The organism is Achromobacter sp. ES-001 (assembly GCF_019448355.1).
GTDB lineage: Bacteria > Pseudomonadota > Gammaproteobacteria > Burkholderiales > Burkholderiaceae_B > Achromobacter > Achromobacter spanius_B.
On the sequence record NZ_CP079940.1, the window covers coordinates 2980598 to 2993748 of the forward strand.

Annotated in this window: 11 protein-coding genes; 8 read left to right on the plus strand and 3 right to left on the minus strand. The window is 64.0% G+C overall.

The features are described from left to right. Window positions 1–45 precede the first annotated feature (45 nt). Window positions 46–1893, minus strand: a complete 1848-nt coding sequence (locus tag KYT87_RS13540; RefSeq protein ID WP_370638764.1) for an EAL domain-containing protein — start codon at window positions 1891–1893, stop codon at window positions 46–48. A 203-nt stretch (window positions 1894–2096) separates the two neighbouring features. Between KYT87_RS13540 and rdgB the strand changes: the two genes are divergently transcribed. From rdgB to ntrC, 5 genes are all read left to right on the plus strand, one after another. Continuing rightward, complete coding sequence (gene rdgB / locus KYT87_RS13545; RefSeq protein ID WP_046804938.1) at window positions 2097–2720, plus strand: RdgB/HAM1 family non-canonical purine NTP pyrophosphatase; 624 nt, start codon at window positions 2097–2099, stop codon at window positions 2718–2720. 18 nt (window positions 2721–2738) lie between these two features. Further along, on the plus strand, window positions 2739–3959 hold the full coding sequence (hemW, locus tag KYT87_RS13550) for a radical SAM family heme chaperone HemW (protein ID WP_219992451.1): 1221 nt from the start codon (window positions 2739–2741) through the stop codon (window positions 3957–3959). 184 nt (window positions 3960–4143) lie between these two features. Then, entirely contained in the window at window positions 4144–5556 is a 1413-nt protein-coding gene (gene glnA / locus KYT87_RS13555; RefSeq protein WP_006219661.1) for a type I glutamate--ammonia ligase, read from the plus strand. A 192-nt stretch (window positions 5557–5748) separates the two neighbouring features. Continuing rightward, complete coding sequence (gene glnL / locus KYT87_RS13560; RefSeq protein ID WP_046804936.1) at window positions 5749–6813, plus strand: nitrogen regulation protein NR(II); 1065 nt, start codon at window positions 5749–5751, stop codon at window positions 6811–6813. Then, a complete protein-coding gene (gene ntrC / locus KYT87_RS13565) occupies window positions 6813–8315 on the plus strand; it encodes a nitrogen regulation protein NR(I) (protein ID WP_046804935.1) in 1503 nt (500 codons plus the stop codon). The genes glnL and ntrC overlap by 1 nt, the downstream gene beginning before the upstream one ends. Before the next feature lie 75 nt (window positions 8316–8390). Here the strand turns inward: ntrC and KYT87_RS13570 are convergent, their stop codons facing one another. Beyond that, window positions 8391–9305: a LysR family transcriptional regulator gene (locus KYT87_RS13570; RefSeq protein WP_046804934.1), complete on the minus strand. Its 915-nt coding sequence runs from the start codon at window positions 9303–9305 to the stop codon at window positions 8391–8393. 178 nt (window positions 9306–9483) lie between these two features. Here KYT87_RS13570 and KYT87_RS13575 point away from each other — a divergent pair, with 178 nt between their 5' ends. From KYT87_RS13575 to KYT87_RS13585, 3 genes are all read left to right on the plus strand, one after another. Beyond that, window positions 9484–10182 (plus strand): pirin family protein, encoded by a 699-nt coding sequence (locus tag KYT87_RS13575; RefSeq protein ID WP_219992452.1) that lies wholly within the window; start codon window positions 9484–9486, stop codon window positions 10180–10182. A 103-nt stretch (window positions 10183–10285) separates the two neighbouring features. Then, a complete protein-coding gene (locus tag KYT87_RS13580) occupies window positions 10286–11191 on the plus strand; it encodes a pirin family protein (protein WP_046804932.1) in 906 nt (301 codons plus the stop codon). Between the two features lie 139 nt (window positions 11192–11330). Then, a complete protein-coding gene (locus KYT87_RS13585) occupies window positions 11331–12308 on the plus strand; it encodes a tripartite tricarboxylate transporter substrate binding protein (RefSeq protein ID WP_120155449.1) in 978 nt (325 codons plus the stop codon). Between the two features lie 61 nt (window positions 12309–12369). On the opposite strand, the gene KYT87_RS13590 is transcribed toward KYT87_RS13585, so the two are convergent. Next, window positions 12370–13146, minus strand: a complete 777-nt coding sequence (locus KYT87_RS13590; RefSeq protein WP_219992453.1) for an ABC transporter ATP-binding protein — start codon at window positions 13144–13146, stop codon at window positions 12370–12372. Window positions 13147–13151: the final 5 nt, after the last annotated feature.

Sequence of the window (13151 nt, forward strand, 5' to 3'; positions counted from 1 at the left end):
CAGGCGGTGCGCAATGCCACCGCCGTCGAGGCGTCCGTGGGCGAATTAATCGGACAGCTGGGACAGGATGCCGCCGCTGTAGCGCTCGATCACCAGCGACAGGTTCCCATGCTTGACCTTGTGCTTGACGTGCGCGGCAGCCGACGCGATGTCTTCCGGGCGGATGCGCTCGCATAGCGACGGCGTAACGGTCAACGCGCCCACGCCCAAGGTCACGAACGGGAAGAAGCGCGGCACGCCGTAGCGGTCTTCGGCCTCGATGCCGCCGTTATGGCGGCCTTGGTCGTCGTACAGCGCCGTGGCCTGTTCGTTGAATTCGGCGATGATGCGCTGGACGCGTTCAGCCCAATCGGCGCTGCGAAACAGCACCACGAAATCGTCGCCGCCCACGTGTCCGACAAAGTCTCGCAGCGGGTCGCAATGCTGCTTGATGACTTCGGCGGTCAGCATGATCATGTCGTCGCCGCGCCAGTAGCCGTAGACGTCGTTGAACGGCTTGAAGTTATTCAGGTCGCCATAGCAGACGGTGAAGTCGGCGGCGTCTTCCAGCAACGTGGCGATGTGGCGGCTGATGGGGATGTTGCCCGGCAGCGAGGTCAGCGGGTTTGCGTAGCGCGCAGCCTCGATTCGCATTTCGGTCACCGAACGCACCAGGGTCTCGCCGGTAGCCAGACCGTCGTAGCGGCCGTCGCGCGTAATGATCAGGCCGTCCATCAGGTAGCGCTGGTCTTCCGAGATCAACACATGGCTGAGCTGGTCGATGGACACGTTCAGGTCCACCAGTACCGGTTCGGCATTCATGAAGGTGGAGCAACGGTCGCGGCCGAACAGTTCGCGCGTGTAGCGCTGCGCATAATGTTCGGAAAAATCGCGGCGGTTGATGATGCCGACGGGGCGGTTTTCGGCGTCCACCACCGCCACGGCGTGCATGGTCTTGTGTTCGATGAACAGCCGGTGCACGTCATCGTTCGTGTGCTTGTCCAGCAGCGCGGCCGGCGCTTCCACGCGCAGGCTGGCCGCGGTGCCGCCCGCCGCGCGCTGCGACAGGGGCGCCGAGCTGCGCGCGCGCAACGAGTCGCGCAGCGGCGGCGTCAGTTCGGTCAGCAACGTTTCTTCCGGGCGGCCCAGGAACCAGCCCTGCGCATAGCGGATATCCAGCTCGCGCACCATGGCCAGGTCCTCGGCGGTTTCGATGCCCTCGGCGACGATCGCGGTGCCCAGGTGCTGCGCCACTTTCAGAATGGCGCGCACCATGCTTTGCTTGCGGTCGTCATGGCCGATGCCGTCAAAGAAGTAGCGGTCGATCTTGACCAGGTCCGGCTGCATTTCCGACCACAGCTGCAAATTGGAATTGCCCACGCCGTAGTCGTCCAGCGCGATGCGCATGCCGTGTTCGCGCAGGCAGGCAAACGCGCTGCCCAGTTCGCTCATGTGGTCTGACAGCGGGTCCTGTTCCGTGAGTTCGACGATGATGCTGGAGGCGGGCAGGGCGCAATCTTTCAGCAGCCGCTCCGGCATGTCGGCGCCCCACAGCGTCCAGAAGTGAATCAGCGCCGACCCCGACAGGTTCAGGAACAGCTTGCCGGGGGCGTCCTGAAAACCCTGGGCGCCCGCCCGAAAACTGGCCAGTTCCAGTTGCGGGTGCAGTCCGCGTCGGCGGGCTTCGGCAAACAAGGCATCGGGAAAGTGCAGGGCGGTGTCGGCAGGGCCGCGGATCAGGCTTTCATGCCCATAGATGCGGCTGTGGGACAGATCCACCACTGGTTGATAGCGTGGCCGCAGCAGGCGGTCACGCAAGATGCCGGCCAGGCCGACGGGTGCGGGCGCATCGCCCGGCATGGAGTGGGGCGTGCGGGCCGTGGCCTGCCGTGGCATAGCTTGTAGGGAAGTCATCGCCGGGGGCGTCAGATACGTTCAGTGACAAGATTCGTCATGTTGACAACAAAATATGTCTGCGTTGTTGCCGCTACCGGCGACGCGCCATATTCAGCCGCTGTTACATAGCTGTCAACCGAGATTTCCCCTTGCTTTGCTTGCCGATGCGGCGCCGTGGCGACAGCCGCCGCGTACCCTTTGCGCCCTATACAATTTGCGCTATGACTTCCCCCAAGATTCCCGAATCCCTGCGTCGTATCGTGCTGGCGTCCAACAACCCCGGCAAGCTGCGCGAATTTTCCGCCTTGTTTGCGCCGCTCGGCATCGAACTGGTGCCCCAAGGCGACCTGGGCGTGCCCGAAGCCGAAGAGCCCCACGTCACCTTTGTTGAAAACGCCTTGGCCAAAGCGCGGCACGCCAGCCGCCTGACCGGGCTGCCGGCGTTGGCCGACGACTCCGGCCTGTGCGTCGCCGCGCTGGATGCCGCGCCCGGCGTGTATTCGGCCCGCTACGCCAAGATGCATGGGGGCGAAAAATCAGACCAAGCGAACAATGCCCTGCTGGTACAGAACTTGGCCGGGGTTACCGACCGCCGCGCCTGGTATGTGGCCGTGCTGGCTTTGGTGCGTTCGGAAAACGACCCGTGCCCGATCATCGGAGAAGGGTTGTGGCATGGCGAAATCATCGACGTGCCGGAAGGGGTGAATGGCTTTGGCTACGACCCGCACTTCTATCTGCCCGATATGGCACTGACCGCGGCGTCGCTGGACCCCGAGGAAAAGAACCGCGTCAGCCACCGCGCCCGCGCGCTGCGCGAATTGTTGAGCAAGCTTAGCCACGCCTAGGCGCTTAAGCGAAACCGCATGTCCATCACTATTCCCATCCGCAACGACATGGGCGCGTCGCCGTCGCGCGTCCGTGTCCCCGCAGGCGCCACGCTGACCAGCCTGCCCCCGCTTTCCCTCTATGTGCACGTGCCCTGGTGCGTGCGCAAATGCCCGTATTGCGACTTCAATTCCCACGCCGCGCCCGGCGAAATCCCGGAACGCGCCTATCTGGACGCTCTGCGCAGCGACCTTGAACAGGCGTTGCCGTCCATCTGGGGCCGGCAGGTCGTGTCCGTTTTCATCGGAGGCGGCACGCCCAGCCTGCTGTCGTCGGCGGGATTGGACGAACTGCTGGCGATGTTGCGCGCCTGTCTGAACCTGTGGCCCGACGCCGAAATCACCATGGAAGCCAACCCCGGCACGGCCGAAGCCAGCCGGTTTCGCGACTATGCCGCCAGCGGCGTCACCCGTTTCTCGTTGGGCATCCAGAGCTTTGACGACGCGCAGCTAAAGAAGCTGGGCCGCATCCACGACGCCGCGCAGGCTCGGGCGGCGATCGACATGGCCCAGCGCGCGGTCTCGCGCGTGAACCTGGACATGATGTTTGCCTTGCCGGGCCAGACGCTGGACGCCTGTGTGGCAGACCTGCGCCATGCCATTTCCTTTGGCACGGAACATTTGTCGCTGTACCACCTGACGATGGAGCCGAACACCGTCTTCGCAAAATTTCCGCCCGCTGAATTGCCCGACGACGACACCAGCGCCGCCATGCAAGACGCCGTTGAAGCCGAATTGGCGGCGGCGGGGTTGGCGCGGTACGAAGTGTCGGCCTACGCACGGCCGGGCGCGCGGTGCCGCCACAACATGAACTACTGGGAATTTGGCGACTACCTGGGCATCGGCCCTGGCGCGCACGGCAAGCTGTCATTTCATGACCGTATCGTGCGCGAGGCGCGGTTGCGCAACCCAGATTCCTGGATGCAGGCGGCCATGGCGCGCGACGGCAGCCATCTGGCCGAGAGCCGCCAGGTCGGGCCGGACGAGCTGCCCTTTGAGTTCCTGCTTAATGCACTGCGCCTGAAAGAGGGCGTGCCCACCACAACGTTCAACGAACGCACCGGTTTGTCGCTTGCCGCCATCGCGCACCAATTGGAGGCAGCCTCGAAACGGGGCTTGCTGGACGCGGACCCGACGCGTTTGAAGGCTACGCCCTTGGGGTGGCGCTTCTTGAACGACCTGCAGGAAATGTTCCTGTAGTTGCTTTTGCACCAAAACGGGGCAATCATGCCCCACTCTTTGCACCATACCGGTGCTACATTTTTCCGTGACCGTGCAGCCTTCCCCTGGGAATCCCTGGGGTAAAACCTGGCACGCTTATTGCTTCCCTCTTTATGCCAGTCGAGCGGCAAAGCCCTCGACCCTTTTATCTAATGGAGATGACATGGCAAGCCCGAAAGACGTCCTGAAACAGATCGCCGATAACGAAGTCAAATTCGTGGATTTCCGCTTTACCGATACGGTTGGCCGTGAGCACCACGTGTCCGTGCCCACCAGCCAGATCGATGAAGACAAGCTGGAAAGCGGCCAGGCTTTCGACGGTTCGTCGATTCCGGGTTGGAAGGGTATCGAAGCTTCCGACATGCTGCTCATCCCCGATTGCGCCACCGGCAACCTGGACCCGTTCCGCGAAGAGCCGACCCTGATCCTGTCGTGCGACGTCGTCGAGCCGTCGGACCTGAAGGGCTATGACCGCGACCCGCGTTCGCTGGCCAAGCGCGCCGAAGCCTACCTGAAGTCCTCCGGCCTGGGCGACACCGCCTACTTTGGTCCGGAACCCGAATTCTTCGTGTTCGACGGCGTAACGTGGAACACCGACATGTCGGGCACGTTCGTCAAGATCAAGTCCGAAGAAGCCTCGTGGTCGACCGGCCTGGAATTCGAGGGCGGCAACACCGGCCATCGTCCCGCCGTCAAGGGTGGCTACTTCCCCGTTCCCCCGGTTGATTCGTTCCAGGACATGCGTTCGGAAATGTGCCTGCTGATGGAACAAATGGGCGTGCCGGTTGAAGTGCACCACCATGAAGTGGCCGGCGCCGGCCAGCTGGAAATCGGCACCAAGTTCAGCACGCTGGTTCAGCGCGCCGACTGGACCCAGATCGTCAAGTACGTGGTGCACAACGTTGCCCACGCTTACGGCAAGACCGCCACGTTCATGCCCAAGCCCATCGTTGGCGACAACGGTTCCGGCATGCACGTGCACCAATCCATCTGGAAGGATGGCCAGAACCTGTTCGCGGGCAATGGCTACGCCGGCCTGTCGGAATTCGCCCTGTACTACATCGGCGGCATCATCAAGCACGCCCGCGCCCTGAACGCCATCACCAACCCGGGCACGAACTCGTACAAGCGTCTGGTTCCGCACTATGAAGCCCCGGTCAAGCTGGCTTACTCGGCCCGCAACCGCTCGGCTTCGATCCGCATTCCGTACGTCGGCAACCCGAAGGGCCGCCGCGTCGAAGCGCGTTTCCCGGACCCCCTGGCCAACCCGTACCTGGCGTTCTCGGCGCTGATGATGGCCGGCCTGGACGGCGTGCAGAACAAGATCCACCCGGGCGATCCGGCCGACAAGAACCTGTACGACCTGCCGCCGGAAGAAGACGCAAAGATCCCGACCGTGTGCTCCTCGCTGGAACAAGCGCTGGAAGCCCTGGACGCCGATCGCGAATTCCTGACCCGCGGTGGCGTGTTCAGCAACGACATGCTCAACGCCTACATCGACCTGAAGATGGGCGATGTGAACCGTCTGCGCATGACCACGCACCCGGTCGAATTCGACATGTACTACAGCCTCTGATCGTTTAGAGGCTGTGGCGGGGGGGAGCGCGATGATGGCGGCAGAAACCAGGGCCCACACATCGCGCACCACCAGGTCGCGGCTCGACGGTTTGTCCGCCAGGCGTTACGCCTGGCGGGCAGGGCGCCGGGTTCCGGCGCCGCCGTCGCGGGCGCGTTCCGCTTTTCCCCTGTCATTCGGGTACGTTGAAAAATGAATGTAGAAGCTCTCGATCTGCTTGCCACGTCCGTTTTCCTGGTCAACGAGCGCGGTCACATTGAGTATGCCAACGCCGCCGCCGAAGATCTGTTCGGCCGCTCGCGCAAGCAACTCTGCGGGCACTCCGCCGCCACGCTGTTCGACACCCCAGAAAACATCCAGTCCTCCATCGACCGCGCCGCTGCCGGCAGGTACGCCGACGTCAGGCAATTGGCCTCGTTGCGCCGCGCCGCCGAATCTGTCGAAGTCGCCGTCACCACGGTGGGGCTGACCGGTCAACGCTGGCCGGTATTGATCGAGACGCGCGAGATAGAACAGCGCGTGCTGGCTGACCGCAACCATCGCCTGGTTGACGAGATCGAAGCGCATCGTGAACTGCTGCGCAACCTGGCGCATGAAGTGAAGAACCCCTTGGGCGGTTTGCGCGGCGCCGCGCAATTGCTCGAAGCCGAGCTGCCCAGTGCAGCGTTGGCCGAATACACCCAAGTCATTATTTCCGAAGCCGATCGCTTGCAGGCGCTGGTGGACCGCTTGAGCGGCCCGCAACGTGTGCCGCTGAACGCGCGGCCGGTGAACATCCACGAGATCTGCGAGCGCGTCTGCGCCCTGATCCAGGCTGAATTCCGCAACGACGTGACGATCCTGCGTGACTACGACGCGTCGGTGCCTGATTTGAAGGGCGATGCGGCCCGCTTGATGCAGGCGGTGCTGAACGTGGCCCGCAATGCCGCACAAGAGTTGGTCGCGCGCCCGCAGGGGCCGCAGACGGAGCCCGGCGTGGTAACGCTGCGCACCCGCGTGGCCCGCCAGGTCATGCTGGCCCATCGGCAACACCGGCTGGCGCTGGTGCTGTCCATTATCGATAACGGTCCCGGCGTGCCGGACCACATCCGCGACCGCATTTTCCACCCGCTGGTCACGGCCAGGGCCGGCGGTACCGGGCTGGGCTTGAGCCTTGCCCAGGACTTCGTGCAACAGCACGGCGGCATCATCGAATTTGAATCCCGACCCGGGCGTACCGAGTTTCGCCTGGTCCTACCGATGGAGCCCGCACACTGATGAAACCCGTATGGATCGTCGACGACGACCAGGCCATCCGCTGGGTCCTCGAAAAGGCCCTGGCCCGCGCTGGTGTCCCCACCCGTAGTTTTTCCCAATCGGCTGATGTGCTGGAAGCGCTGTCGCGCGAAACGCCCGTCGCCTTGGTCTCCGATATCCGCATGCCAGGCGGCAACGGCCTGGAGCTGTTGCGCCAACTGAAGGAACGCCACCCCGGCCTGCCGGTCATTGTGATGACCGCGTTTGCCGATCTGGACAGTACCGTGTCCGCCTTCCAGGGCGGCGCGTTCGACTACCTGGCCAAGCCGTTCGACGTGAACGAGGCGGTGGCGCTGATTCAACGCGCCATGCAGGAATCCGCGCAGCCCGAAACGCCCGAAGGGCAGGGCGAGTCCGCGCAGAACAACGAACGCTGGATGATGACGCAGTCGTCATCGACGGCGATGCAGGAAGTGTTCCGCGCCATTGGCCGGCTGGCCCAGTCCAAGGTCACGGTGTTGATCACCGGCGAATCGGGCACGGGCAAGGAACTGGTGGCCCGTGCGCTGCATGGCCACGGCGTGCGTGCCAGCGGCCCCTTCGTGGCGCTGAACGCGGCGGCCATTCCGCGAGATCTGCTGGAAGCCGAACTGTTCGGCCACGAGCGCGGCGCCTTTACCGGCGCCAACAACCTGCGTCGTGGCCGCTTCGAAGAAGCGCATGGCGGCACGCTGTTCCTGGATGAAATCGGCGATATGCCGATCGAATTGCAGACGCGATTGCTGCGTGTGCTGGCCGAAGGCAGCTTCTATCGCGTCGGCGGCGCGCAGCCGGTGCGCGTGGACGTGCGCATCGTGGCAGCGACCCACCAGCCGCTGGAGCAACGGGTTGAGCAGGGCTTGTTCCGCGAAGACTTATTCCACCGTCTGAACGTGATCCGCCTGCGTCTGCCGCCTTTGCGGGAGCGGGTCGAAGACATCCCTGCGCTGGCACAACATTTCCTGACTGCCAGCGCCCGTACGCTGGGCGTGCCGGTCAAGCGCTTGACCCCGGACGCCTTGGCCGTGCTGACCAAGTTCGACTTTCCCGGCAACGTGCGCCAGCTGGAAAACTTTTGCCATTGGCTGACGGTGATGGCGCCCGGGCAGACGGTGGATCGGCAAGATCTTCCGCCGGAAATCCGCGCACTGGAACATCAGCAGCAACAGCCCGCGATGGCGCCGCTGCGTCCGGCCGCGCCCATCTCGGGTATCGGTACCGTGGTGCAGGCCGGGCAGGGGCAGGGCGTGGACGACGGCGCGCCGCGCAACTGGCAGGACTCCTTGCTGCGCGATGCCCAGTATCGTTTGGAGCGCGGCGAGCCGGCGGTCATGGCAACGCTGACCCGCCAGTTTGAAAAAATCCTGCTGCAAAGCGCGCTGGACGCCAGCCGTGGCCGCCGCGTGGAAGCGGCGTCGCGCCTGGGAATTGGCCGTAACACCATCACGCGCAAACTGCGCGAACTGGGTATTGAGGACGAGTGATGTGACGGGGCATGATGTGGCGCGGACGCGAGCCCATCAACCCCGTCACCCCTCATCCCTTCACCGCTTCACCCGCTACCCCAGCCCCAGCAGGCTTTCGCACAATCGCGGCGACTTCAGCTTCTGCAACCACCACTTCAGCGCTTCACCCGGCGCTTCCGCGCGCCAGGCGTAGGCCACGTGCTCGGTCAGCGACATCCCCTCATCGGTTTCGCACACCACCAGCAAGCCTTGCGACAAGTACGGCGCCGCCATCGTCATCGGCAAGTAGCCGCAACCCAGCCCGCGCACCTGCGCGTCGATCTTGGCTTGCATCGACGGCATCACCAGCGTGGCTTGGTCGGCCAGAATGCCGCGCGATTGCGGCGGCAGGTTGCGTGACGTATCCGCGACCACCACGGCACAGTATTGCGTGATGTCGCCCCGGCTTAGGGGCTGCGGCAACGACGCCAAGGGGTGATGCGCGGCCACGCAGAACGCAAACTGCGTCGTGCCGATGGCTTGCGACCGATACGGCCCTGTGGGCTCGGCATTGGCGCCGGCGCCTATCACCAGGTCGGCGCGGCCCGACGTCAAGGCGTCCCAGTTTCCACTTAGCACTTCGCTGGAAAAACGCAGCGTCGTCGCGCTTTCCAGCGTCTGGAATTCCTCGATCAGGTCATACAACGGCCGCCAGGGCAGTACGGCGCTGACCGCAATCCGCAATTCCACTTCCCAGCCCGTGGCGATGCGTTTGACGCGGCACGCCAGGTCGTCCAGCGACTGCAACACGTGCCGGCCATCTTTCAGCAGCGTTTCGCCGGCCGGCGTCAGCAGCGCGCGGTGGCCCGAGCGGTCGAACAACAGCACATCCAGCCCGTCTTCCAGCTTGCGGATGGAATAAGTAACGGCCGAGGGCACTTTGCCCAACTCGCGCGCCGCCTTGGCAAAGCTGCCATGACGGGCAATGGCGTCCACCAGGATGAGCAATTCGGGGGTAATGGGCTGCATGAGGGGCATCGCCAGGGGCGTTCAAAAAAGTTGAATGATCTCGTCAAAATATAGCGCCAAACGGCGGTTCCAGCGCGCGCAGAATATCACTCATGCCAGGGATGCAGCACACAGGCAACACCAAGAAGCCAGGCCCGCACCCCTACAACCATTCATATTATTGAAACAGGAGTCCACAATGCTTACGATTCGCCGCGCTAACGAACGGGGTCATGCCAACCACGGATGGCTGGATTCTTTTCATACCTTTTCCTTCGCCAACTACTACGATCCCGCTCACATGGGCTTTGGCTCGCTGCGCGTGATCAACGATGACCGCATCGCCGCCGCTCGCGGTTTTGGCACCCACGGTCATCGCGACATGGAAATCATTACCTATGTGCTGGATGGCGCCATCGCCCACAAGGACAGCATGGGCAGCGGCTCGACCATCAAGCCGGGCAATGTGCAGCGCATGAGCGCCGGGCGTGGCGTGATGCACTCCGAGTTCAACCCGCTGTCGGATGCCGAAACGCACATGCTGCAGATCTGGATCGAGCCCAACGTCACCGGCATTGCCCCGGAATACGAAGAGCGCGACTTCAGCGATGCGCAAAAGCGTGGCCGCCTGCAAGCCCTGGTGTCGCCGGATGGTGATGACGGGTCGATGAAGATTCATCAAGACGCGCGCCTTTACGGCGGTCTGTTTGATGGCGACGAATCGGCCACGCTGACGTTGGCGGCCGGCCGGCGCGCCTGGGTGCACGTGGCGCGTGGCAGCGTGACGGTCAACGGCGTTGAGCTGTCCGGCGGCGACGCCGTGGCGATCACGGACGAAACCCGTGTCGAGCTGTCCGGCGGCAAGAACGCCGAAGTGCTGGTGTTTGACCTGGCGTAAGCCTTGAGCGCCGGGCGGAAATGGATTCCGCCCGGCGATTTGTTTTGACGAGGCCGCTGGGCCTTAACATGGCCCTTGGCCTATTCATGCGGAGTACTGCACCATGTCCACCTTGTCTGAAGCCGGCGAAAGCCAGATCGAAACCGTCGTTGTGCCGCGCACCACCGACCTGGGCGGTTTCTCCGTCCGCCGCGCCATCCCGTCGGCGCAGCGTCGCACGGTTGGTCCGTTTGTTTTTCTGGACCACATGGGTCCCGCCGATTTCGACGTGGGGTCTGGCATTGATGTGCGGCCGCATCCGCATATTGGCCTGTCTACCGTCACCTATCTGTACGAGGGCTCGATGGTGCACCGCGACGGCGCGGGCAATACCAAAACCATTCTTCCGGGCGAAGTGAACTGGATGACGGCGGGGCGCGGCATCGTGCACTCCGAGCGTTCGTCGCCCGAAGCGCGCCTGGCGCCGCAACGCCTCTGTGGCCTGCAAATCTGGGTTGGCCTGCCCACCAAGTACGAAGAGACGGACCCCGGCTTCACGCACTACGGCCTGGATGCCCAGCCGGTGATCGAAGGCGAGGGCGTGCGTGCGCAAGTGGTGGCGGGCTCGCTGTTTGGCAAGACGTCGTCGGTCAAGACCCTGTCGCCGCTGTTCTATGGCGACCTGCAGTTGCAGGCGGGCGCCACGACGGTGCTGCCGGCGGAATACGAAGAGCGTGCGGCGTATCTGGCGCAAGGCACGGTCGAAGTGGACGGGCAGGTGTTCGAAAGCGGGCGCCTGGTGGTCTTTGCGCCCGGCCGGCCGGTTCAGATCCGCGCCATCACGGCAGCCCGCTTCGCCGTCATTGGCGGCGAGCCGCTGGATGGTCCGCGCTATGTCTGGTGGAACTTCGTGTCCAGCAGCAAGGACCGGATCGAGCAAGCCAAGCAGGATTGGCAACGCACCCGTTTCGACCAGGTCGTGCCTGGCGACGAGACGGAATTCATCCCGCTGCCCGAACCGCGCGCGTGACCGCGTAGTCGTCGCGGAAAGTCATCGCGAATAGACGTCGCGAATAGACGTCGCAAATAGTCTCGACGCCCCTGCCGCGCAAGCCCTGCGCGGCAGTATGATGCGCCTCCAATCTTTGACAACAACAGGATGGAGACACATGCATCGCTATACGTTCAATCTGGTGCGCGGCGTGGCCGCGCTGGCGCTGGTGCACGGCGCATCCGTGGCGGTGGCCGCGGGCTACCCGGCCAAGCCCATCACCTTCATCGTGCCGTACACGGCCGGCGGCACTACCGATTTGGTGGCGCGCACGGCGGGCCAGAAGGTGGCCGAAAAACTGGGGCAACCCGTCATTGTTGAAAACCGCCCCGGCGCGGGCGGCAATATCGGCATGGACGCGGTGGCCAAGGCCGCGCCGGACGGCTACACGATCGGATTCGGCGCCATTTCGACCAACGCGTTGAACCCCTTCGTCTATCCGAAGATGCCGTTCGATCCCACCAAGGACTTCACGGGCGTCAGCATGTTGGGCGCGTCGTCCGTGGTGCTGGAAACGGGCCCGGCCTTGAAGGTCGACAGCGTGAAGGATCTGGTCGCCTACGCCAAGCAGCATCCGGGCACGTCGTTCGGCACGCCGGGCACGGGCACGTCCATGCATCTGGCCGGCGTGATGTTCGACCAGCTGACTGGCGCGGGCATGCAGCACATTCCGTACAAGGGCAGCGCGCAGGCGCTGAACGATTTGCTGGGCGGGCACTTGCCTGTGATGTTCGACAACCTGCCGGCGTCCCTGCCGCACATCAAGTCCGGCAAGGTGCACCCGCTGGCAGTCACGGGCAGCAAGCGCGCGCCCGCGTTGCCGGACGTGCCGACGCTGGCCGAACTGGGATACTCGGGTGCGGTGGTCGACCCCTGGTTTGCGGTGTACGGCCCGGCGAACATGTCGCCCGAAGCCACGCGCGCCTTAAGCGAAGCTTTCCAGTGGGCGTTGGCGTTGCCCGAAGTCAAGGACAAGCTCGAGCAAGCTGGCTTCATGCCCTATGGCTCGACGCCGGAAGAAGTGCAACGCCTGACCGCCAGCCAGTACGAGTCGTTCAAGGCGCTGTCGCAAAAGGTGAAGCTGTCGGCGGACTAAGCGCCGACGCGTGTCGCCACGACTGCCGCGCCGAATGCGGGATGGAAATGCAGAATGGAAATCAGCGCCCGCGGGCGAAAGCCTGCTCGCGCTGTTCTTCCAACGCTTCGCGGCGGATGAAGTCGCGCACGAAGTCGTTGCTGGGCTGATGGTGCAGGTTGTATGGGGTGTCCCATTGCGCGATGCTGCCCTGCGTCATGACGCCGATGCGGTCGGCAATAGCGAAGGCTTCGGCCTGGTTATGCGTGACAAGGATGGCCGTGTGGCCGGTCGTTTTCAGGATGTCACGCACTTCAAACGCCAGGCGTTCGCGCGTGTCCACATCCAGGTTTGAAAACGGTTCATCCAGCAACAACAGGTCGGGCGAGGGCGCCAGCGCGCGCGCCAGCGCTACCCGCTGCTGCTGCCCGCCCGAGATTTCGTGCGGATAGCTGGCGGCGGCGTGGGCCAGGCCCACCAGTTCCAGCATTTCTTCGACGCGCCGCGCACGCTCGGCACGCGGCAGCTTGCGCAGGCCAAAAGCCACATTCAGCGCCACCGTCAGATGCGGAAACAGAGCGTAATCCTGGAACATCATGCCCACGCGTCGGTGTTCGGGCGCGACCTGTTCTGTGGCCGACGAAATGACGGTGCCGTCCAGCAGGATGCGGCCCGCGCGTACCGGCTCGAAGCCGGCGATGGCACGCAGCACGGTCGTCTTGCCGCAGCCCGATTCACCCAGCAGGCAGCCGATATGCCCGACAGGCAGGCCCAGCGACAGGTCTTGCACCACGGGCTTCAGGCCCTTGGGCGTGTCGTAGGCCAGGGAAAGATGTTCGATTTCTAGCAGATCGGGCACGATGA

Coding starts and splice junctions, on each gene's coding strand:
- glnA (WP_006219661.1), top strand. CDS start 4,144: ATGGCAAGCCCGAAAGACGTCCTGAAACAGATCGCCGATAACGAAGTC.
- KYT87_RS13575 (WP_219992452.1), top strand. CDS start 9,484: ATGCTTACGATTCGCCGCGCTAACGAACGGGGTCATGCCAACCACGGA.
- hemW (WP_219992451.1), top strand. CDS start 2,739: ATGTCCATCACTATTCCCATCCGCAACGACATGGGCGCGTCGCCGTCG.
- ntrC (WP_046804935.1), top strand. CDS start 6,813: ATGAAACCCGTATGGATCGTCGACGACGACCAGGCCATCCGCTGGGTC.
- KYT87_RS13585 (WP_120155449.1), top strand. CDS start 11,331: ATGCATCGCTATACGTTCAATCTGGTGCGCGGCGTGGCCGCGCTGGCG.
- KYT87_RS13570 (WP_046804934.1), bottom strand. CDS start 9,305: ATGCAGCCCATTACCCCCGAATTGCTCATCCTGGTGGACGCCATTGCC.
- rdgB (WP_046804938.1), top strand. CDS start 2,097: ATGACTTCCCCCAAGATTCCCGAATCCCTGCGTCGTATCGTGCTGGCG.
- glnL (WP_046804936.1), top strand. CDS start 5,749: ATGAATGTAGAAGCTCTCGATCTGCTTGCCACGTCCGTTTTCCTGGTC.
- KYT87_RS13580 (WP_046804932.1), top strand. CDS start 10,286: ATGTCCACCTTGTCTGAAGCCGGCGAAAGCCAGATCGAAACCGTCGTT.
- KYT87_RS13540 (WP_370638764.1), bottom strand. CDS start 1,893: ATGACTTCCCTACAAGCTATGCCACGGCAGGCCACGGCCCGCACGCCC.